We start from the raw sequence: 21,303 nt of genomic DNA on the forward strand, positions 1-21,303 counted from the left end.
CGGATTTCCTAAAATGAGGAAATCCGCTTCTTAAATCATCTATAAAGTCTCGTATACACCGATTTTCTTGAATTTCTCATAACGTTGATCCATTAATTGATCTTCAGAAAACGCCATTAAAGCATGTAAAGACTTTGTGATAGCTTTATTAATTTCTTCGGCTTGCGCTGTTAAATCACGGTGCGCACCGCCTTTTACTTCCGGAATAATTCCATCAGTAATGCCTAAATCAAACAAGTCGCCAGCTGTAATCCGCATAGACTCTGCTGCTTTTTTCGCCTGACTAGCATCTTTCCATAAAATTGCCGCTGCGCCTTCTGGTGAAATAACCGAGAAAACTGCATTTTCAAGCATGAAAATCTGATTTCCAAGACCAAGAGCAAGTGCACCACCGCTTCCACCTTCACCGATAACGATAGAAATAATTGGTACTTTCATATCGCTCATTTCATAAAGGTTTCTAGCAATTGCTTCACTTTGTCCACGTTCTTCCGCAGCACGTCCTGGGTAAGCACCTTTTGTATCGATGAAGCAAATAATTGGTCGGCCAAATTTATCTGCTTGTTTCATCAAACGTAGCGCCTTACGGAAGCCTTCTGGATGTGGCATACCAAAATTACGGTGCAAATTGTCTTTCGTATCTTTACCGCGTTGGTGTCCGATAACGGTTACCGGAGTGCCGTTAAAAGTAGCAATACCACCAACAATCGCAGCGTCATCACCAAATGCACGATCCCCGTGAAGTTCCATAAAGTCTTCAAACAATAGCGGAATGTAATCAAGTGTCGTTGGTCTCTCTGGATGGCGAGCTACTTGAAATTTATCCCAAGCAGTCATATTACTATAAATGCTTGATTCCAACTTCGCTAAACGTTTTTCCAGCTTTTCGATTTCATTGGTTAAGTCCACATCAGAAGTTTCATTGTATTCTTTTAAGTCAGCGATTTTACTTTTTAATTCTAAAATCGGTTTCTCAAATTCCATCTCATTCGCCATCAACGTCACCTCCTGCTTCAGGTGTTTTCACGTGAATGCCTAAAATAAAACTTAATTTACTTTGCAAATCAAGACGTGAAATACAATCATCTAGTTGTCCGTGCTTTAATAAGAACTCAGCCGTTTGGAAGTCTTCTGGTAATTCTTCTCGAACGGTTTGTTCAATCACTCGGCGACCAGCAAAGCCGATGAGCGCGCCTGGTTCTGCAAAATTATAGTCTCCAAGTGATGCAAAACTAGCAGAAACGCCACCAGTAGTTGGGTGCGTCATCACCGTAATAACCAGCCCACCGTGGTTGCTAAATCGTTTGAATGCAGCAGAGGTTTTCGCCATTTGCATAAGCGAAAGCATCCCTTCTTGCATACGCGCACCACCGGAAGCAGTGAAAATAACAAATGGTTTGTTTGTTTTATCAGCGTCTTCCACAGCACGAAGGATTTTTTCACCGACAACAGAGCCCATGCTCGCCATTCTAAAACGAGAATCCATCACTGCAATAACAAGTGGATTGCCGTCAATAGTCGCATGACCCGTAACAATTGCCTCATTTAAACCAGACTTTTGCTTATCTTTCTCAATTCGATCCATATAATCTTCAAAACCAAGTGGATTTGCTGTCGTTAAATTAGCATCGATTTCTTCAAAAGATCCTTCATCAACAAGCATATCGATTCGTGTATTTGCCCCAATTGGATGGTGAAAACCACAATAATTACATACCATAAGATTTTTTTGCAATTCTTTGGTATACATTATTTTTTTACATTCTGGACATTTTGTCATAATACCTTCTGGAACATCTGCTTTTGTTCCGTCAGAAGGAATTGTGGCATATTTTCTCTTTTTTGGTTTTGTAAACAAGTCTCCTAACAAGGATAACCCTCCCCATTTACGCTTTCTATTGTGGTTATTAACGATTTTTAATGTTGTAAAAATAAAAAATGAATAATGACATGAAACATAAATCAACCGCATTTTCCCACAAGAAGACAAAATGCCAGTCTATCCGAATCATAACTGGACAGACTGCGCAATATTGTTTTCCACGTTAAACTATAACATACTTTCTATAAATATAGAAAGTCTAAGATTACTTAATTACGACATTCTCTTTACCAAGCAGTGCCATTAGCGCTTCTTGCAACTCATTTGATGGTGTTACTTGAATATTTTTCAGCTCGGCGGTTTGCTTCGTAATTGCCTGATGGACGATGACCTTACTATCGCCTTTGTAGCGCGCTAAAATGGGTTTGATTTGTTCCATTTGTTGTGGTTCTGTTAATTTTAAAAACAGTCTCACTGGCGCTTTAACTTCTTTTAAATCTTCGGCTTTATTGACGATTAATTGGAGTTCTCCGTTTCTTGTATCTGCTTTGACTTGTAAAAAGAGAATTTCCCCTTTTTGGGCAAAGTTCGCATATTTACGGTAGCTTTCTGGGAACATCACTGCGCTAAGTTCTTTAGACTCATCACTAATCGTTAAGAAACACATCGTTTCGCCTTTTTTCGTTCTGATTGATTTTACTTCGTGGACATAGGCCGCTACTTGATGATTTTTACCAGAAGTAACATTCGCAAGTCTTGTGATAGCAAGGTTTTGCAATTTATTTTGATAATATGATACGGGATGTGCCGAAACATATTGCCCCGTGTATAATTTTTCTTTTTCCAGCTTTTCATCAATCGAAATTGGCGCAGTTTGGCGATAGCGCGGTTTCATTTTTTTCAAAAAGTCGTCATCTTCCGCGAAAAGATTCATGCCCTTGGAGTCTTCCCCGAGCAAAGAAATATACTGCAAGACAGCATCAATGGTCGCTAAAATCGTCGCCCGATCTTCACCAAATTCGTCAAAACAACCGGAAAAAACAAGCGCTTCTAACACTGTTTCGGTAAGCATTTTGTGCGGCATTCGTTCGCAAAAATCAAAGAAATCGCGAAAAGGCGCTTTTTTTCGTTCATTGATGATTTCTAAAATGAATTTTGTTGGGACTTTGCGAATGACACGGAAACTATAACGGATGGATGTTTCATTTTCCATTTGGAAATAGTAATTACTATAATTGATACTCGGCGCCAACATTTGGATACCGTAGTTTTTTGCTTCTGTGATATACTGGGAAATTTTATCGTCATTGCCAAAAACAGAGCTAAGAAGTGACGACATAAACGCAGCTGGAAAATGGGCTTTCAGATAGGCTAGTTGGAAAGCAATTTTTGAATAAGCTGCGGCGTGACTTCGGTTGAACCCGTAGTTCGCAAATTGGACAATCATATCATACACTTGATTGGCGCTATTTTCTGGGTAACCTTTACTTTTAGCGCCTTCCACAAAGTGAATGCGTTCTTCGTTTAGGACGTCCGCTTTTTTCTTGCTGACAGCTCGTCTCAACAGATCAGCTTCTCCAAGGGAAAATCCAGCCATTTGGTTCGCGACTTGAATGATTTGCTCTTGGTAGACGATAACACCGTAAGTCACTTCTAGAATGGGCGCCAAATCTGGATGTGGATATTGGATCTTTTCTTTTCCGTGTTTTCTAGCAATGAACGTATCGATTTGTTCCATTGGCCCCGGACGGTACAGTGCATCTACCGCGACAACATCTTCAAAAGAAGTTGGCTTTAATTTTCGAAGTACGCGGCGAATTCCGTCTGATTCGAATTGGAACACCCCAGTCGTATCACCTGTTTGGAATAGTTTTAATGTTTTTTTATCTTCTAAGGAAATATCCGCTAATGTTAACGGCTTTTCTCTAGCGTAATTAACTGATTTTAAAACACGATCTAATAAACTAAGATTTCTAAGGCCTAGAAAATCCATTTTGAGTAAGCCAATTTTTTCTAATTCTCCCATGGCAAACTGGGTTAAGCGCGCGTCCCCACTACCTAATTGAAGTGCGACTTGTTCTACTAGCGGCTTATCACTAATAACAATTCCGGCGGCGTGCGTCGAAATATGGCGCGGCAAGCCTTCAAGTTGGCATGCAACGTCCCAAATCATTTCGTTTTCTTTAGAACTCTTAATATGGTTTTCTAAACGTGGACTTTCTTGCAATGCTCTTTGTAAAGTGATGCCTAGTTGACTCGGAATTAGCTTGGACCATTCAGACAGCAGAACAGAATTCAAACCGAAACTCCTCGCTGTATCACGAATCGCCGCTTTGGCAGCTAATGTTCCAAATGTACCGATTTGCGCCACATGCGCCTCGCCGTATTTAGATACAACATACGAAATCACCTCATCCCGACGATTATCAGGGAAATCCAAGTCAATATCGGGCATCGTAATTCGCTCGGGGTTTAAAAATCGTTCGAATAACAAATTATAACGAATCGGATCCACATCGGTAATTCTAAGTGCATAGGAAACAAGTGAACCTGCCGCCGAACCCCGACCTGGCCCCGTTAAAATTCCAACTTCTCGAGAATAGCGAATCACATCCCAGACAATCAGGAAATAATCCGCAAATCCCATTTCAGTAATCACTTTTAATTCATAATCTAAACGAGCTTGATATTCCTCAGCTAATAAATCTCGTTCTTTTAAGCCGGCATATGCAGTTTGACGCAACACTTCAGATGCATTCTGTGCTTCTTCTAAAGGGAATCGTGGTAGTAAATGTTGGTCCAAAGCGATTTCAACATGACAACGTTTTGCTAATTTCTCCGTTTCAAGGCATGCTCGTTTCTCGAAATCCGTTTGCCAGTCGCGTTCCATCTCCTCTTGTGAGGTAAAATAGTTCGGTCCTGCCAGTGGTAAAGTCGTCCAGTCTACCGTCCGATTATCACGAATTGCCGTTAAAACTTCCTTCGCTTGTGCATCTTTCGGTTCCATATATTGTACATTTTTAGTCGCGACAACTGCTACATTTTCTTCTGCAGAAAAGGCTTCTATTTTTGCAAACAGACGCGGATTTTCTTTTTGTGCAGACAAATAAACGGATTCTTTGCCGAAAATATCGACTAAGTTTCCGTAAGCTTCTAATGCTCCGTCACGGTTTTCCTCCATGAGAAGACGTTCCACTTCTCCCTTGGCTCCAGGTGAGATAGCAATTAAACCACTGCTATACGCACGCAACCAGCTTTGTGGTAACTCTGGGCCTTCTTCGCGCGTTTGAATGGCACTCGCGATTTTTAACAACTCGTGATATCCAGCGGTTGATTCCGCAATTAATATCAACTCATATGAATTAATTGGATTTAAGTAACCTTGTATTGTCACCGTCATCCCGATAATTGGTTTTATATCCGCCGCTAAACACTTTTGATAAAACTCGACTACTCCGTAAAGTACATTTTTATCCGTAATTGCTAAGGCTGGATAATGGTATTCTTTTGCTTTAGCGATTAGCTTATCGATGGACGCTGTACTAGATAGCAAATCATAAGCGCTCGCAACTTGTAAATGAACAAATCCCACTATCCTCTCTCCTTTCAAAACTCTCTTTTTCCATTATATCGGTTAAGCTTAAAAAAAGAAAGTGTGTTCGTGTTTTTATATAAAAATAAAGCCAGATAGTTAATCTGACTTCATTTTTTCTTTATTTAGTTGCGCAAATATGTTGTAGTTTTGCTGTCATTTCTTTAATTTCTTCTTCATTATGCAGTGTTGCGCCAGAAGCAAGCGGATGTCCACCGCCACCATATTCTTTGGCCAGTTCATTAATAACTGGACCTTTTGAACGTAAACGGGCTCTGAAAACCGGCCCTTCTTGGATGAACATAATCCACGCCTTGATTCCCGCCACATTTTCAATGCAAGAAACTAGTGCGGAAGCGTCGCGCGGATTGACGTCAAACTCGTTTAAAAGTGTATCACTTAAATAAACAGTTGCCGCGCCATTTTCATCCATCACAAAGTTTTGTAAAATGTAACCGGAGAGCTTCACGGTATTTTTAGGTAGCTCGTATAATTCCCGGTAAAGTGCCGGGCGGTCAAACGGAAATGTCACTAAATGCGCAGATAAGCGTAGCGTCTCTTCCGTTGTGCTCGGATACAAGAAACGTCCAGTATCTCCAACAATTCCCGCATAAAGAAGTCGCGCCGCCGTTTCGTTCAAAATTAGTTCTTCGGAAAATGCTTCCCAAAAAGCGACAATCATTTCGCTACAAGAAGAAGCTGTCGTGTCAACCCAAAGCAAATCGCCATAAGCATCATCATTTGGATGGTGATCAATTTTAATTAACGCCTTACCTTGATTGAAACGTCCGTCTGAAACGCGCTCTTGATTAGCTGTGTCACATACAATTACTAGCGCGTCTTTATATGTTTCATCCGTTACTTCATCCACTACACCAAGAAATTGGAGCGATACTTCATCATTTCCAACCGAATACACCTTTTTCTCAGGAAAACTAGCTCGGATAATTTCCGCAAGCCCCATTTGCGAACCGTAAGCATCTGGATCCGGTCTCACATGTCGATGCAAAATAATCGTTTCATATTGCTTTATTTGTTGTAAAATCTCACTTTTCATTGTTTCGCCTCTGTTTCTTTTTAACGTTCCATCATTTGACAAGCAACAATTGCTTTTCCGGTCAAAATTCCTTCTAAGTAAAGCTCGACATCTAACTTACCAGCTTTACGCCCCATTTCCAAAATCCGCGGTTTAATAACAATTGTCGCGTCCATTTGAACAGGTTTTAGAAAATACATCGTCACGTTTTCGATTGCCACATTCCGTTTTTTCATGGAAAATAGTTTTTGTTGTACGACTTCACAAACCACTTGTGTAAAGACGCCATACGATAACGTACCTAACGAATTGGTCATTTGCGGACTTACTTTAAATTCATAATCTGCTTCTTCACCAGCATCCGCTTTTTCCGAAAGTTGATTCGCAATCGTGTCGTCAATCGTTTCACCGACTTGTGGTTGTTTTTGAATCATTTGCATCGATTTTAGAATATCCTGCCTGCTGACAATTCCGATTAATGTTAAATCATCTTTCACGACCGGGATTACTTCAATACTTTCCCAAATCATCATATGTGCCACTGAAGCCACGCTCATTTTCGGACCAACCGTCAATGGATTTTTCGTCATTACACGTTCAATCGAAATACTCGGATTTTTTTCTAAAATATCTTTACTCGTCACCATCCCAGTCAGTCGCATCGCCCGGTTAACAACAGGAAAACGGCTATGTCCGGTCGCTTCTTCCATTTTATGCCAATCTTCCACTTTATCAGACGTAGATAAAAAAGCAGTCGTTTCTAATGGCGTTAAAATATCCTCAACAAACACCACTTCTTTTTTAATCAATTGGTCATAAATCGCGCGGTTAATCATCGTTGCCACCGTAAACGTATCATACGAAGTCGATAAAATTGGTAATTCTTTCTCATCCGCCAACTGTTTTACTTCGTCGTCCGTATCAAAGCCACCAGTAATCAGTACCGCAGCACCGCGTTTCAAAGCAAGTTCATGCGCACTCACCCGGTTCCCAACGATTAATAAGTTACCAGCATCTGTATAACGTTCCATCGCTTCCACAGTCATTGCACCAATCACGAACTTATTCAGCGATTTATATAACCCAGCGCGACCGCCGAGTACTTGCCCATCAATCATATTGACAATTTCAGCAAAAGTTAATTTTTCGATGCTATCTTTTTGTTTTCGCTCAATTCGAAGTGTCCCTACTCGTTTAATAGTAGAAACAAAACCAATAATTTCCGCGTCTTTAATTGCCCGATAAGCAGTTCCCTCACTTACAGACAAGTTTTTCGCGATTTTCCGCACAGATATTTTTTCTCCGACTGCAAGATTTTCAATGTATTTTAAAATCTGTTCATGTTTTGTGGCCACGACTCGTTCACCCATTCCTATTTTGTTAGATTTCGATACCTTCCCCAATTTCAAGTACTTTTCCAGCAATACCTTCATCAAGTGATGCAACAAATTGGTGTGCATCTTGCTCAATTAATGGAAATGTATTGTAGTGCATTGGAATAACTAATTTTGCTTGTAAAAAGCGTGCTGCAATCGCCGCATCTTCCGGCCCCATGGTAAAATTATCCCCAATCGGTAAGAAGGCAACATCTAACGGATTTAATTCTCCAATTAATTTCATATCAGAAAATAAACCAGTATCCCCTGCAAAATAAATATTTTTACCTTCTATCGTAAATACAATCCCTGTTGGAAAACCAAGATTGATAATACGTCCATCACGAACAGTTTGCGAACCATGAAAAGCTTGCGTTAACTTCACTTGTCCAAAATCAAACTGTCTTTTCCCACCAATATGCATTGGCGCAATATTCTCCAGCCCATCCTCTACATCTAAAAACGAAGCCAAGTCCGAGTTACAAATAACAGTTGCTCCTGAATTTTTAGCGATTTCAACTGTATCACCGACATGATCATCATGCCCATGCGACAGAACGATAAAGTCCGGCATTTGCTCTTCTGCTTTTAAATCACATTTCTTATTACCGGAAATAAATGGATCCACTAAAATAGTTGTATTCCCAGTGATAATTTTAATACAAGACTGACCATGAAATGAAATCTTCATGTTAAAAAACTTCCTTCCCGATTCATTATTCTATGTGTATTATTGTACCACTATTATTATAAACTAATATATAACACCTCGTAAACTAGGAGGTGTTTATTAGCAAAATATTTCCTTCGCATGTTATCATGATAGAGAAATCAATTGGAAAGAAGGTACAATAATGGAAAAAAATATCGATGTCTTACAAAACTGGCTCAAAGACCAAGGTGCCGAAGTAGCATTTTTGACAGACCCAGAGAACATCGCTTACTTTTCAGGTTATCATAGCGAGCCGCATGAACGTGTACTTGGCTTAGCTGTTTTCCCTGATAGCGAACCATTTCTATTTACACCAGCTCTCGAAGTAGAAGATGTACGTGGCGGCGACTGGACGCATCCCGCTTACGGATACAACGATACAGAAAACCCATTTACAATTATTGCAGAAGAAATCAAAAAACGCGTCGCAAACCCAAGCAAATTTGCGATTGAGAAAAAACATATGAGCGTGGATCGCTACGAACAATTAGTCGGACTATTCTCCGGCAGCTCTTTCATTCCGATTGAACATAAAATCGAACAAATTCGTCTAATTAAAACGGAAGCAGAACTAACCATTTTAAAAGAAGCAGCTTTATTGGCTGATTACGCGGTTCAAGTTGGCGTAAACGAAATCGCAGAAGGCAAAACCGAAGCAGAAATCGTAGCCAAAATCGAATACGAAATGAAGAAAAAAGGCGTCACAGCCATGTCATTCGATAGCATGGTACTTACTGGTAAAAACGGTGCCCTGCCTCATGGTACACCTGGCGAAACAAAAATTAAAAAAGGCGATTTAGTTTTATTCGATTTAGGCGTTGTCCATAAAGGCTATTGCTCTGACATTACGCGTACCGTTGCTTTCGGCGACATTTCTGCTGAACAGAAAAAAATTTATGATACGGTTTTAGAAGCACAAATTACTGCCGTTGAAAAAGTTAAAGCTGGTGTGAAAGCGAGCGAAATCGATTTAACTGCGAGAAACATTATTCGCGAAGCTGGTTATGGTGATTATTTCCCACATCGTCTCGGTCATGGGCTCGGTGCTAGTGTCCACGAATTCCCTTCTATTACAGAAACAAACCATATGGAACTTCAAGAAAATATGGTATTTACGATTGAACCAGGTATTTATGTTCCAGGTGTTGCTGGCGTTCGAATTGAAGATGACCTTGTTGTCACCAAAGATGGCGTACAAGTATTAACCGAATTCCCAAAAACATTACAAGTAATCAACTAATAAGAAAAGCGAACTCTCCTCGGGAAAGTTCGCTTTTTATTTAAATTAATTCTTTACTATCTGTATAAGCCAAACCAAGAGAATCTGCTACAGCTTTATACGTAATATGACCTTGGTACGTATTTAAACCGCGAAGTAAGAATGGGTCTTTTTTCACTGCCGCTTCTAAGCCTTCATTAGCCAGTTTTAATCCGAAAGGTAATGTAGCATTTGTTAGAGCGAGCGTAGATGTCCGCGGCACTGCTCCCGGCATATTAGCAACGGCATAATGCAACACGCCATATTTTTCATATGTTGGATCGTCATGAGTCGAAACATGATCCGTTGTTTCAAAAATCCCGCCTTGGTCAATCGCAATATCGACAAGAACGGAGCCCGGAATCATTTGTTTGATTACATGCTCTTTCACTAATTTTGGTGCTTTTGCCCCAGGAATTAAAACAGCTCCAATTACTAAATCAGCTTTCTTCACGGCGGTTTCAATATTAAAATCGTTCGACATTAACGTTTGTACTTGGTTACCAAAAATATCATCAAGTTCGCGCAACCGTTTTAAATTCATATCAAGAATAGTCACGTTCGCTCCAAGTCCGACAGCAATTTTGGCTGCATTTGTTCCAGCAATTCCGCCGCCGATAATAACAACCTCACTTTTTTCTACACCAGGTACACCACCAAGAAGTACGCCCATCCCACCATTTGTTCTTTGTAAAAATTGAGCGCCAATCTGTGCGGCCATTCGCCCAGCAACTTCACTCATCGGTGAAAGTAGCGGTAACGTGCGGTCTGCAAGTTCTACAGTTTCATACGCGACACTATTTACTTTACTTTGAAGCAAAGCCTTTGCAAGCGTTGGTTCATTGGCTAAATGCAAATAAGTGAAAAGTAATAAGCCTTCTTTAAAATAGTTATACTCTGATGCAATCGGTTCTTTTACTTTTACAACCATATCTACATCCCAAGCTTCTTTAGCTGTCTCCACAATAGTTGCCCCTGCTTCCACAAAATCAGCGTCTTGATAATTAGAGCCAATGCCCGCATCTTTTTCCACGTATACAGTATGACCTGCATTTACATAAGAAAAAACACTTGCCGGGGTCATCGCCACCCTATTCTCGTTATTTTTTATTTCTTTTGGTACGCCGACTAACATCTAAATCACTCTCCTTGACATAGGTATAATAGACTATAAAAGATTTTCCACACCCCCATGCTAACACAATATACCTAAGTTGTAAAAAATTAACTAACTTAAATTCCAACAAATGAATGGGTGAAAATACATACAAAATCTGCTAATAATTAATTTATTTTTCATTTTATGGTTCTTTTAGGAAAAAGAGGGTAAAATATAAGTATAGAAAATACATATATTTTGATTGGAGGAATTATTATGTTACAACAATACGAAAGAGTTTTAGTAGCAGTTGATGGATCCAAAGAGGCAGAAAGAGCTTTCCAAAAAGCAATTCAAGTGGCTAACCGTAATGATGCGGCGCTCGGTCTTGTTCATGTTATTGATACACGCGCTTTCTCATCTGTAGCCAATTACGATACAAGTATGGCAGACAAAGCTACCGAATATGCGGACGAATTACTTAGTGGCTATAAAGAAGATGCTTTAAAAGCAGGTGTCACAAAAGTTGAAAGCTATATCGAATACGGTTCACCAAAAACAGCTATTACAAAAGAAGCAGCCAAAGCATTCCAAGCTGATTTAATCATGTGTGGAGCTACTGGGCTTAACGCAGTGGAACGTCTACTTATTGGTAGTGTATCTGAATATATTATTCGCCACTCCCCTTGCGACGTGCTTGTCGTACGTAATGATGTTCCTGATTATAAAGAAGAAAAATAACTATAGAAAAAGGCTAGCTCTTTCATAAGAGCTAGCCTTTTTTATCGTTTTTAGCGACTTTGTTTGATTGTTTCTACATCACGAGCAATCATTAATTCTTCGTTTGTAGGGATGATGATAACTTTTACTGGAGAGTGAGGATAGTTAAGGAATCTTTCTTCTCCGCGCACTTGATTAAGTGCTGGATCCCAGTATACGCCCATGAATTCAAGTCCACGAAGTACTTTTTCACGAATGTAAGAACTATTTTCACCAATACCAGCTGTGAAGATAATTGCATCTACACCGTTCATGCGAGCTGCATAAGAACCGATGTATTTATGGATACGGTCAACGAATACTTGAAGTGCAAGTTCTGCGCGGTCGTTTCCTTTTGCTGCTTCATCTTCTAAATCACGAAGATCGCTTGAAATACCAGATACACCAAGCATACCGGATTCTTTGTTCAATACGTCAAGTACTTGTTCTGCTGTTTTGTCAGTTTTTTCCATGATGAATGGAATAAGCGCTGGGTCAATGTTACCAGAACGAGTTCCCATAGAAACACCAGCTAGTGGAGTGAATCCCATAGAAGTATCCATTGATTTTCCGCCTTCGATAGCAGCAATACTAGCGCCATTACCAAGGTGACAAGTTAGTAAACGTAACTCTTCTACAGGACGTCCTAGAAGTTCTGCAGCGCGTTCGGATACATATTTGTGACTTGTACCGTGGAAACCATATTTACGGATACCATAGTCTTCATAGTAGCTGTAAGGCAAGCTGTAAAGATAGCTTGCTGGTGGCATTGTTTGGTGGAAAGCTGTATCGAAAACAGCCACCGAAACAACGTCCGGTAAAATTTTGCGGAATGCTTTAATACCAGTAACGTTCGCTGGGTTATGAAGCGGCGCAAGTTCAGATAACGCTTCAATATCTTTAATTACTTGGTCATCAATATAAACGGATTCAGGGAATTTTTCTCCACCGTGTACTACACGATGACCAATTCCAGTGATTTCATCGTAAGAACCGATAACTTTGTGGTTAATTAATTTTTCAAGTAACATTTGAACAGCAATTTCATGGTCAGGAATATCAATAATTTCTTTGATTTTTTCTCCGTCTACAGTAATTGTGAAAATAGAATCTTTCAAACCAATTCTTTCTACAATCCCTGCTGTGATAACACGTTCAGATGGCATATCGTATAATTGGAATTTCAGTGAAGAACTTCCGGCGTTAATTGCAATCGTTTTTTCCATTTTATTTTTGTCAATTCCTTCCATTATTGTTTCCTCTTGAACCAGTTCTCTATTTCAGCTAAAATCGGCGCGGTTACGCTTGGATCTGTTAGCGAAGAGAGATTGGCCAGTAAAACTTCTTTTGGCGGCTTTACATTTACATCCGCTTTTTGTAAAATCAAGATGCTTTTTCGTGCTTGTTCAGTCTTAAACAGCGTCTCGGGTAATTTAATAATCCCCTCGATATGACCGTTTTTCTTGATAAACTTGTCCACCTTAGCAAAGTCACTAGTCCCAAACATTGCGTCAGGTACCAAGAAGAATAAATATCCTCCTGGTTTTGTGTAGCGCATTCCTTGTTCGATAAACAAGAAATGTGCAAATGAATGCCCTTCTTCACGGCAAAGTTCAAATGTTTTTGCATTTTCATCATCCGGATAATAACCAACTGGCAAATCACTAATTACGACATCTACAGGATCTACTAATAAATTAGCCAGACCATCTTGATGAAGTAACGTCATTTTTTGTCGCTGTAAATCCGCACCTACTAATGCAAGCGAAATAAGCAAATCATCTACATCCACACCACTCGCATGAACTTCCACATCGCCTTTTAATTCTAGTTGATTAATCACTGTCGTTAAAAGGTTCGCTGTGCCACAGGCTGGATCCAAAATAGAAACATTTTTCTTCTTTTGAATCACTTTTTCAAGTAAATACGCCACAATAAATCCGATGGAATCTGGTGTCATTTGGTGATTCACTTGAATACCATGTTTCATGCCTTTTAGTAGTGCTAATTGAAGACCTTTGCGGATTTCTTCATTTGAGAAATTCTCAAGTTCGATACTTTCGTAAGACGCTTGTAATTTCAATTGTTTTTCAGAAGACAACTCTTCTTTTTGTAAAACTTCTTTTTGAAACAGATTTTCTCCTGTTTCATAAACCGCTTCCAAATAGCTTATTTCAAGCTCGTTTTGCAAGATAATAGCTGTATTATCAAGCACTTGAAATAATTCTTGCGTTGCTTCATTTGCCAAAAGTAACACCTCGAATTTTTATCATTACTAACACCACCAAACATTATACAGTATTTCTAAAGAATGTGAAAGGATTTTCTGTAGTAAAAGATGAAATTCCCATTGGAAATAGTTAATTATAATTAGTACAGTTTATTTTTAGTAGTAATACAGAAAAAAGCCCTCCTATTTAAAGGAAGGCTTTTAAGATTCATGCTTTTTTCGCGGCTTCAATTGCGGCTTCATAATTTGGATGATTGCTGCCTTCTGGAACTACTTCCGCATAGACAATCTCTCCTGCTGCGTTGACAACAAACACGGAACGCGCTAGCAAGCGAAGTTCTTTCATAATGACACCGTATGCTTCTCCAAAAGAAAGATTACGGTGATCAGATAAAGTAATCGCATTTGGTAAACCTTCTGCTGCACACCATTTCTTTTGTGCAAATGGTAAATCAACGGAGATAGTTAAGACAACCGTGTTATCTAAATTGCTTGCTTCTTCATTAAATTTACGCGTTTGTGTGGAACAAACACTTGTATCAATGGAAGGAACAACGCTGATAAGTCTCACTTTCCCGTCATAATCGTGCAAAGTTACTTCTTCTAAATCTCTATTAACCACAGTGAAATTTGGCGCTTTGTCGCCTACTTTTCTTTCCGTGCCTACAAGTGTAACTGGATTATGTTTAAATGTTACTTGAGTCATTTTTTCTTCCTCCTTTAAATGGACGCTTCTATTCCATTTTAAAGAAGAAGTGAACTATAAGCTATTTTTTTGCTCCATATACCCATTTTTCGTCTAGTTCTAAGTAGCCCATGTGTACGACAGAGGTTGCTTCAAAAAAGTCAGCAATTCCTTGTTTGTTTGGCGTAAAAGCGCAAACAACGTATAAGGGCCAAACTGTTTTTAACACAAAGCGCATCGCACCTTCTCGAAATAATACATTAAGCCATGTTAATTTCTTGCCATTTAATTTGATAACACGAAGACCGAATAACATTTTTCCTAATGTTTGCCCGAAAAATTTCGTTAATAGCACAAAATATGTTAGAAAAATGATTGTTGTAATTACCCAATAAAAGGTAAAGAAACTGTTATCCATCCCTATGCCAGCAATGCGTAAAATCGGATTTATAAGAATTCCCTTTAAGGCTGCTATCGCAATTAAATCGACTAAATAAGCTAAAAATCGAATCCAAAATCCCGCGAAATATTGTTTAGGAATGGCTTCTGTTTTCGGGATAGGTGGCTCATAATGATAGACTTGGCGTTTATTCTCAAAAGCGACATTTTCATGTGTCATTTGCGCCTCTCCTCTCACATTATTCTCCATATAAGTACATCATTCTTGGCGCTTTAAGTGTGCCAGTTAATTTAATTAATTGGGAAATATCCGCATTTTGTCCAGAGATTTTTTGTGCAGCGACAGAAAATAGCGAACTAAAGTCTTCTGGAGCGCTGTATTCGATAACTGTAGCGCCGGACAAACCTTCCTCTTTTTTCAGTGCTTCTAAAGCATCTTCTTGATAGCCAAATTCATCAATTAAGCCAATCTCTTTTGCTTGACGACCATCATAAATGCGACCGTCTGCAATTTTGCGAACTTGTTCTACTGGCATGTCACGGCCTTTTGCAACAACTTTAACGAATTCATTGTAGGAATCATCAATCATCGACTGCATAATTTTCTTCTCGTCTTCCGTCATTGGTCTTGTTCCGCTCATAATATCTTTGTACTCGCCACTTTTAATTGTATTATCTGAAACACCTAGTTTTTTCATTAGTTCACTATAGTCATAGCTTTGCATAATAACCCCAAGCGAACCTGTCAGTGTTTCTTTACTTGCGAAAATCTTATCGGCTGGCGCGGAGATATAATAGCCACCTGATGCTGCCATACTCCCCATCGAAACGTAAAACGGAATACCTCGTTCTTTTTTAATTTGTAAAATTTTATCACGGATTTGTGCGGATTCCATTACGCCGCCACCCGGTGAATTAACGTACAAAAGCACCCCTTGAATAAGGTCGTCATTTCTCACTTGTTCTAATTGTTGCATGAAAAGCGAATGGTTGTAGCCAGCATCGCCAAATAACGAACCCGAATCTCCTGTATCTTGAATGGTTCCATCTACTGATAATACAGCTATCGTATCCATTCCACCTTCTTCAATTACTGTTTCAGTTAGTTCACCTGTATCTGCGAATAAACTTTCAGCAAATGTTAGATTGCCCTCTTCCACTGAAGCAAATTGACTTGATGTAAACTTTGCTAATGCACTAACAATCAAAAGCGCACAAACAATTCCTAGTGCAACCCATCTTTTAGCGTTCATTAAATTCTCCCCTTTTTCTTTTTATATACAGTAATAATACCAGTCTCTTTTATTTTGCACAAATTTTCTTTTGACTTTGTGCATCATTTCACTTTTTTATGGATGAAGAAAGAAATTGAGGCTAAGTCATGTTATAATAGGTTTGTTGATTAAAATTGGATTCTGGAGGGACAACTAACATGGCAAAAACTATTTTTTATTTTTCCTATCGAAAAACAGAAGAACTACACGCAAAAGCAAAAGAATTAAAGAAAATTACGACTGATTATGGATACGAATTAACAGATGACTATCAAAAAGCGAACGTTATCATCAGTATTGGTGGCGATGGTGCTTTTCTTAAATCCGTAAGAGAAACTGGCTTCCGTCAAGATTGTTTATATGCAGGGATTGCGTTAACTGAGCAATTAGGTCAATACTGTGATTTCCATATTAATCAATTGGATGAAATCATCAAAGCAGCTATTGAAGATCGTTGGTTAGTACGTCGTTACCCAACTATTTATGGAACAGTAAATAACACTAAAGCATTCTATGTATTGAATGAATTTAATATTCGTTCTTCTATTATTAGAACACTTACGATGGATCTTTATATTAATGATTCTCACTTTGAAACGTTCCGTGGTGATGGAATGGTTATCTCGACACCAACAGGAAGTACTGCTTATAATAAATCAGTCAACGGTTCTATCGTGGATCCGCTTCTTCCATCTATGCAAGTATGCGAGCTAGCTTCTATTAACAATAATAAATTCCGTACGCTGGGCTCTTCTTTCATCCTTAGTCCAAAACGTAAACTACGTATTGAGATTTCGTCTGAAGAAGGAAATAATGAGTTTCCAATGATCGGAATGGACAGCGAAGCACTAAGCATCCAACACGTTCATGAAGTAAACTTAGAAGTAGGCGACCGTTTTATCAATATTATCAAACTGCCTAAGAATTCTTTCTGGGATAAAGTGAAACGTAATTTCTTATAATAAAAAAAGTCTGGCGTACATGCCAGACTTTTTTTATTTTGCCTCCAAAATCGCTGCAAGCAATGCTTTTTGCGCATGAAGTCTATTTCCCGCTTGTTGATAAATGACCGAGTGATCGCCATCAATAATTTCCGTTGTCACTTCTTCTTCCCGGTGTGCTGGTAAGCAATGTAAAAAGTGGTAATCAGACTTAGCAAAACTAGCTAGTTCGGCGTTTACTTGATATTTCTCACCAAAATCCGCTAATCGTTTCGCGTTTTCATCTTCTTGTCCCATGCTTGTCCAAACATCCGTATAAATAAAATCTGCATCTGTAACTGCTAATTTCGGATCCTCGGTTACAAAAATGGTAGCACCACTTTGCTCGGCCAATTTTTCCGCAGTAGCAAAAATCGTTTCGTCAACCTCATACCCTTTTGGCATTGCGAGGCGGATATCAACGCCGACCATTGCACTGGCTAAAAGCAGCGAGTGACACACATTGTTCCCATCACCGATATAGGCTAGCTTGACACCTTCCAATTGATCTTTCCATTCATAAATGGTCATTAAATCTGCTAACGCCTGACATGGGTGATGCAAGTCGGTTAAGCCATTAATAATTGGGATTTCCGCATGATACGCCAGTTCTTCCACTTTTTCATGGCTAAATGTCCGGATCATAATCGCATCAATATATTCTGACATCACATGCGCCGTATCTTTAATTGGCTCACCGCGACCGATTTGCAATTCCTTCGAACTCATCACAATCGCTTGGCCACCTAGTTGCAAAATCCCTGCTTCAAAAGAAACCCGCGTTCTAGTAGATGGTTTGTCAAAAATCATTCCTAAAATTTTCCCGCTTAAAATATGGCTATAATGCGCCGGGTTCGTTTTCATCGCCACGGCTAACTTTATCATATCCGTCAATTCCTCTTTATTCCATTCCAGCAAACTAAGCATATCTTTGCCCGCTGTATTGTTTTTCGCATACATCGTCATCCCTATTCACTCCCAATCAATTGGTTTTCCAAAACACTTTTCAATATAGTAACTGCTTGATCAATTTCTTCATAGCTCACGGTTAAAGGTGGCAAAATTCGCAGTATGTTTGGCCCAGCCGTCAGTATTAACAAGCCTCGCGCTCGTAATTGTGTAACAACTGGTTCTGCTGCAGTTTCAAGTTCTATTCCGATAAGGAAACCTTCGCCGCGAATGTCTGAAACATTATCCAATAGCTCGAAATGTTCTCCTAGTAGATTTCTAAAGTAATCCGACTTAGCATTCACTTCTTCTAAAAATCCCGCTTGTTTTATGGTTAGCAAGATTTCTTTCGCAGCTGCAAGCGCTAATTTATTTCCACCAAAAGTTGATCCGTGACTCCCCGGTCCAAAAGCGCTACTTAGGTAAGATTTTCCAACCATCGCTCCAATCGGTAAGCCATTTCCAAGTCCTTTTGCTAGTGTGAAAATATCTGGGTCTAAGCCAATTTGTTCGAAACCATAAAGTGTTCCTGTTCGTCCTAATCCTGTTTGGACTTCATCGATAATTAATAACGCGCCCACTTTTTTGCAAAGCATTTGAACTTCTAGCAGCCATGCCGCATTCGCTGGGATGACGCCACCTTCTCCTTGAATGACTTCTAACATGACAGCCGCTGTATTTTCGTCTATTTCTTCCCGAAAAGCTTTGCTATCATTGTATGGAACGTACGTAAAGCCGGGAACAAGTCCGCCGAAACCTTGATGGATTTTCGCTTGACCGGTTGCTGACATCGAACCAAATGTGCGGCCATGGAAAGATTGTTCAAATGTAATGATTTTTTCCTTACCAGTATATTTTCTAGCTAGTTTGAGAGCCGCTTCATTCGCTTCTGTCCCGCTATTGCAAAAGAAAACAAGTCGCTCTTCTCCAGTTGTAATTAGTTCTGCGACACTATCTTGCAAAGCACATTCGTATAAATTCGAGGTATGCCAAATATGCGCTAATTGTTGCTGTATAGCCCCTGTCACATTTTCAGGGCAATGACCTAGGTTGCAAACCGCAATGCCACTCGTAAAATCGAGGTAAGTTTGACCGGTTGCATCTGTGACGATAGTTCCAGAGCCTTTGACTAAATCAATAGGAAATCTATTGTACGTAGGAAAAACGTGTTTCATCCAATCGCCACCTTGCTTTTTATTTTTGTGCCCATTGTTTGAAGGGAATCTGTAATAATTACTTGACCAACACCGTTTTCAGCGGCAAAAGCGGCACTTGCCAATTTAGGTATCATCCCGCCTTGTATTACGCCGGTTGTTTGTAATTCGTCAATTTCTGCGGTTGCTATTTCGCTAATGATTTCTGTTCCATTTTTCACGCCTGGTACATCCGTTAGTAGGTAAAGTGCTTCTGCATTTAGCGCGCTAGCCACTTCACAGGCAGCTGTATCAGCGTTGACATTTAGCCAGTCATGCTCGCTGTTTATTCCAAGTGGTGCAATGACAGTAATAATATTTTCGCCGAGTAATTGTTCGATTAAGTCGGTTTTTACTTTTGTAATTTTGCCAACAAAGCCGAGGTCTGTGTCGCTCAACTGGTCTGCCTCGAGTAAACCTGTATCGCCGGCATTTAAACCAATAACGGAAATAGCTCGTTTTTGAAAAGCGGTTGTGATGGCTGGTTGAACTTGACCAATTAAAACCATTTTGGTTACTTCAAGTGCTTGTTTATTCGTGATGCGTAATCCTTTTTTCGTTTCGACTGGAATTTTGAGAGCTTCCATCATTTTTGTAATATAATGACCACCACCATGGACAAGGACGATTTTTTTACCCGCGGCCTGCCACGCTGTAATTTGTTGGAAGAAACTTTCTGTTAAATTATCACTTGCGACCCCGCCTAATTTAATCACAATTGTGTTCTTCATTCGTTTCCCTCCTTACGTCCGGTAACAGGCATTGATTTTGACGTATTCATAACTTAAATCGCAACCCCATGCCGTTCCTGACTCAAGACCGATATGAAGATCGACTTCGATAACAATATGTTCCTCTTCCAAATAAGCATCCAGCGCTTGTTGATTAAAAATAGTTTGGCTGCTATGATTCAGAATTTCAATCCCGCCAATTTTAATCGTAATGTTATCGGGTGCAAAGCGACCACCTGAGTAGCCAATCGCGCAAATAATACGACCCCAGTTGCCATCTCCACCAAAAGCCGCCGTTTTCACCAAGCTGGAAGATACGATTTTCTTAGCAATCATTCTTGCATCTTCTGTTTTAGTAGCCCCGTTCACTTGGACCTCGATTAGTTTTGTGGCGCCTTCTCCGTCACGCGCGATACTTTTTGCCAAATGCTCTGTGACTGCTTGAAACATATCCGCAAATTTGGCAAAATCAGCTGTTCCTTCTTGTATAAGCGGGTTTTGCGCGCAACCATTCGCCATTACTACTACCATATCGTTTGTCGAAGTGTCGCCGTCGACTGTTATTTGATTGAAAGTTTTATCTACTTTTATTTTTAGTAATTTTTGCAATAATTCAGCCGGTATAGCGGCATCGGTCGTAATAAAAGCAAGCATGGTCGCCATATTAGGATGAATCATTCCCGACCCTTTCGCCACACCTGACATCGTTACCGTTTCACCACCGATTTCCGTTTGAAAACTAATTTGCTTTTGAAACGTATCCGTTGTTAAAATCGCTTCTTCAAAATCGGCCGCATTTCCGGTTTGTTTTTCCAGCATATCGATCCCCGCGATTATTTTGTCCATTGGTAGCATGTCGCCAATAATTCCCGTCGAAGCAACCGCGACAGAATCAAGCGGAATTTCAAGGTTTTCTGCCGTTTTCGCACGCATCGCAAGTGCATCTAACATCCCTTGATTTCCCGTACACGCATTGGCATTACCACTATTCACAATAATTGCTTGCAACTCGGCGCTACTTTGAAAAGAATCTTTTGTCACAAAAATCGGCGCGGCTTGCATTTGGTTCATCGTATAAACGGCAGCAGAATTTGCTGGGACTTCCGAATAAATCCACCCGATATCATTTCGTTTTCTTTTCAGGCCTGCATGCTTTCCGTCCGCATAAAAACCTTTTGGCGAGGCGATGTTTCCTTTAATAAGTTTCAT

The 21,303-nt window shown here is 39.7% G+C and carries 19 protein-coding genes; 3 read left to right on the forward strand and 16 right to left on the reverse strand.

Annotated features, from left to right (window positions below):
• Positions 1-39 precede the first annotated feature (39 nt).
• From HCB49_RS06415 to HCB49_RS06440, 6 genes are all read right to left on the reverse strand, one after another.
• A complete protein-coding gene (locus tag HCB49_RS06415) occupies positions 40-996 on the reverse strand; it encodes an acetyl-CoA carboxylase carboxyltransferase subunit alpha (RefSeq protein ID WP_185604407.1) in 957 nt (318 codons plus the stop codon).
• Positions 986-1,870 carry an acetyl-CoA carboxylase, carboxyltransferase subunit beta gene (gene accD / locus HCB49_RS06420; RefSeq protein WP_185604408.1) on the reverse strand — a complete coding sequence of 295 codons (885 nt, stop codon included), beginning with the start codon at positions 1,868-1,870 and terminating at the stop codon, positions 986-988. Before accD ends, HCB49_RS06415 begins: the two co-directional genes overlap by 11 nt.
• Positions 1,871-2,087: 217 nt before the next feature.
• Positions 2,088-5,414: a DNA polymerase III subunit alpha gene (gene dnaE, locus HCB49_RS06425; protein WP_185604409.1), complete on the reverse strand. Its 3,327-nt coding sequence runs from the start codon at positions 5,412-5,414 to the stop codon at positions 2,088-2,090.
• 121 nt (positions 5,415-5,535) lie between these two features.
• Positions 5,536-6,471 carry a DHH family phosphoesterase gene (locus tag HCB49_RS06430; protein ID WP_185604410.1) on the reverse strand — a complete coding sequence of 312 codons (936 nt, stop codon included), beginning with the start codon at positions 6,469-6,471 and terminating at the stop codon, positions 5,536-5,538.
• Positions 6,472-6,491: 20 nt separating this feature from the next.
• The gene (gene ytoI, locus HCB49_RS06435) at positions 6,492-7,805 is read right to left on the reverse strand and encodes a CBS-HotDog domain-containing transcription factor YtoI (RefSeq protein WP_185604411.1); all 1,314 of its coding nucleotides are present in this window, start codon (positions 7,803-7,805) and stop codon (positions 6,492-6,494) included.
• Between the two features lie 25 nt (positions 7,806-7,830).
• Entirely contained in the window at positions 7,831-8,517 is a 687-nt protein-coding gene (locus HCB49_RS06440) for a metal-dependent hydrolase (RefSeq protein WP_185604412.1), read from the reverse strand.
• 163 nt (positions 8,518-8,680) lie between these two features.
• Here HCB49_RS06440 and HCB49_RS06445 point away from each other — a divergent pair, with 163 nt between their 5' ends.
• On the forward strand, positions 8,681-9,778 hold the full coding sequence (locus HCB49_RS06445) for a M24 family metallopeptidase (protein ID WP_185604413.1): 1,098 nt from the start codon (positions 8,681-8,683) through the stop codon (positions 9,776-9,778).
• A 40-nt stretch (positions 9,779-9,818) separates the two neighbouring features.
• Here the strand turns inward: HCB49_RS06445 and ald are convergent, their stop codons facing one another.
• On the reverse strand, positions 9,819-10,931 hold the full coding sequence (ald, locus tag HCB49_RS06450; protein WP_185604414.1) for an alanine dehydrogenase: 1,113 nt from the start codon (positions 10,929-10,931) through the stop codon (positions 9,819-9,821).
• A 240-nt stretch (positions 10,932-11,171) separates the two neighbouring features.
• Here ald and HCB49_RS06455 point away from each other — a divergent pair, with 240 nt between their 5' ends.
• Positions 11,172-11,636 carry a universal stress protein gene (locus HCB49_RS06455; RefSeq protein ID WP_003725993.1) on the forward strand — a complete coding sequence of 155 codons (465 nt, stop codon included), beginning with the start codon at positions 11,172-11,174 and terminating at the stop codon, positions 11,634-11,636.
• A 50-nt stretch (positions 11,637-11,686) separates the two neighbouring features.
• On the opposite strand, the gene HCB49_RS06460 is transcribed toward HCB49_RS06455, so the two are convergent.
• The 5 genes from HCB49_RS06460 to sppA all read right to left on the reverse strand — a co-directional run bounded on the left by HCB49_RS06460 (position 11,687) and on the right by sppA (position 16,221).
• Positions 11,687-12,880, reverse strand: coding sequence for an acetate kinase (locus tag HCB49_RS06460; RefSeq protein ID WP_185391601.1), 1,194 nt, complete (start codon positions 12,878-12,880; stop codon positions 11,687-11,689).
• Between the two features lie 23 nt (positions 12,881-12,903).
• Positions 12,904-13,902 carry a class I SAM-dependent methyltransferase gene (locus HCB49_RS06465; RefSeq protein ID WP_185479818.1) on the reverse strand — a complete coding sequence of 333 codons (999 nt, stop codon included), beginning with the start codon at positions 13,900-13,902 and terminating at the stop codon, positions 12,904-12,906.
• Positions 13,903-14,092: 190 nt separating this feature from the next.
• Positions 14,093-14,590 (reverse strand): thiol peroxidase, encoded by a 498-nt coding sequence (tpx, locus tag HCB49_RS06470; protein ID WP_185604415.1) that lies wholly within the window; start codon positions 14,588-14,590, stop codon positions 14,093-14,095.
• 61 nt (positions 14,591-14,651) lie between these two features.
• Positions 14,652-15,188 carry an RDD family protein gene (locus tag HCB49_RS06475; protein ID WP_185604416.1) on the reverse strand — a complete coding sequence of 179 codons (537 nt, stop codon included), beginning with the start codon at positions 15,186-15,188 and terminating at the stop codon, positions 14,652-14,654.
• Positions 15,189-15,207: 19 nt separating this feature from the next.
• Positions 15,208-16,221: a signal peptide peptidase SppA gene (sppA, locus tag HCB49_RS06480; protein WP_185604417.1), complete on the reverse strand. Its 1,014-nt coding sequence runs from the start codon at positions 16,219-16,221 to the stop codon at positions 15,208-15,210.
• A gap of 179 nt (positions 16,222-16,400) precedes the next feature.
• Here sppA and HCB49_RS06485 point away from each other — a divergent pair, with 179 nt between their 5' ends.
• Positions 16,401-17,204: an NAD kinase gene (locus HCB49_RS06485; protein WP_185604418.1), complete on the forward strand. Its 804-nt coding sequence runs from the start codon at positions 16,401-16,403 to the stop codon at positions 17,202-17,204.
• A gap of 33 nt (positions 17,205-17,237) precedes the next feature.
• Here HCB49_RS06485 and argF read toward each other — a convergent pair whose 3' ends face one another.
• Genes argF through argJ form a run of 4 tightly spaced genes read right to left on the reverse strand, consistent with a single transcriptional unit; the run spans position 17,238 to position 21,303 of the window.
• Positions 17,238-18,188: an ornithine carbamoyltransferase gene (argF, locus tag HCB49_RS06490; RefSeq protein ID WP_185604419.1), complete on the reverse strand. Its 951-nt coding sequence runs from the start codon at positions 18,186-18,188 to the stop codon at positions 17,238-17,240.
• Positions 18,189-18,190: 2 nt separating this feature from the next.
• Complete coding sequence (gene argD, locus HCB49_RS06495; protein WP_185604420.1) at positions 18,191-19,345, reverse strand: acetylornithine transaminase; 1,155 nt, start codon at positions 19,343-19,345, stop codon at positions 18,191-18,193.
• Entirely contained in the window at positions 19,342-20,094 is a 753-nt protein-coding gene (argB, locus tag HCB49_RS06500) for an acetylglutamate kinase (protein WP_185604421.1), read from the reverse strand. The genes argD and argB overlap by 4 nt, the downstream gene beginning before the upstream one ends.
• A gap of 12 nt (positions 20,095-20,106) precedes the next feature.
• A complete protein-coding gene (argJ, locus tag HCB49_RS06505) occupies positions 20,107-21,303 on the reverse strand; it encodes a bifunctional glutamate N-acetyltransferase/amino-acid acetyltransferase ArgJ (protein WP_185604422.1) in 1,197 nt (398 codons plus the stop codon).

The organism is Listeria cossartiae subsp. cayugensis, from assembly GCF_014229095.1.
In the GTDB taxonomy this organism is placed as follows: Bacteria; Bacillota; Bacilli; order Lactobacillales; family Listeriaceae; genus Listeria; species Listeria cayugensis.

What these genes read in the sequence shown, in the direction of transcription:
- HCB49_RS06460 (WP_185391601.1), bottom strand. Translation starts at nt 12,880, where the DNA reads ATGGAAAAAACGATTGCAATTAACGCCGGAAGTTCTTCACTGAAATTC.
- HCB49_RS06485 (WP_185604418.1), top strand. Translation starts at nt 16,401, where the DNA reads ATGGCAAAAACTATTTTTTATTTTTCCTATCGAAAAACAGAAGAACTA.
- HCB49_RS06455 (WP_003725993.1), top strand. Translation starts at nt 11,172, where the DNA reads ATGTTACAACAATACGAAAGAGTTTTAGTAGCAGTTGATGGATCCAAA.
- argB (WP_185604421.1), bottom strand. Translation starts at nt 20,094, where the DNA reads ATGAAGAACACAATTGTGATTAAATTAGGCGGGGTCGCAAGTGATAAT.
- tpx (WP_185604415.1), bottom strand. Translation starts at nt 14,590, where the DNA reads ATGACTCAAGTAACATTTAAACATAATCCAGTTACACTTGTAGGCACG.
- argD (WP_185604420.1), bottom strand. Translation starts at nt 19,345, where the DNA reads ATGAAACACGTTTTTCCTACGTACAATAGATTTCCTATTGATTTAGTC.
- sppA (WP_185604417.1), bottom strand. Translation starts at nt 16,221, where the DNA reads ATGAACGCTAAAAGATGGGTTGCACTAGGAATTGTTTGTGCGCTTTTG.
- argJ (WP_185604422.1), bottom strand. Translation starts at nt 21,303, where the DNA reads ATGAAACTTATTAAAGGAAACATCGCCTCGCCAAAAGGTTTTTATGCG.
- ald (WP_185604414.1), bottom strand. Translation starts at nt 10,931, where the DNA reads ATGTTAGTCGGCGTACCAAAAGAAATAAAAAATAACGAGAATAGGGTG.
- HCB49_RS06475 (WP_185604416.1), bottom strand. Translation starts at nt 15,188, where the DNA reads ATGACACATGAAAATGTCGCTTTTGAGAATAAACGCCAAGTCTATCAT.
- HCB49_RS06440 (WP_185604412.1), bottom strand. Translation starts at nt 8,517, where the DNA reads ATGAAGATTTCATTTCATGGTCAGTCTTGTATTAAAATTATCACTGGG.
- HCB49_RS06415 (WP_185604407.1), bottom strand. Translation starts at nt 996, where the DNA reads ATGGCGAATGAGATGGAATTTGAGAAACCGATTTTAGAATTAAAAAGT.
- HCB49_RS06430 (WP_185604410.1), bottom strand. Translation starts at nt 6,471, where the DNA reads ATGAAAAGTGAGATTTTACAACAAATAAAGCAATATGAAACGATTATT.
- argF (WP_185604419.1), bottom strand. Translation starts at nt 18,188, where the DNA reads ATGACGATGTATGCGAAAAACAATACAGCGGGCAAAGATATGCTTAGT.
- HCB49_RS06445 (WP_185604413.1), top strand. Translation starts at nt 8,681, where the DNA reads ATGGAAAAAAATATCGATGTCTTACAAAACTGGCTCAAAGACCAAGGT.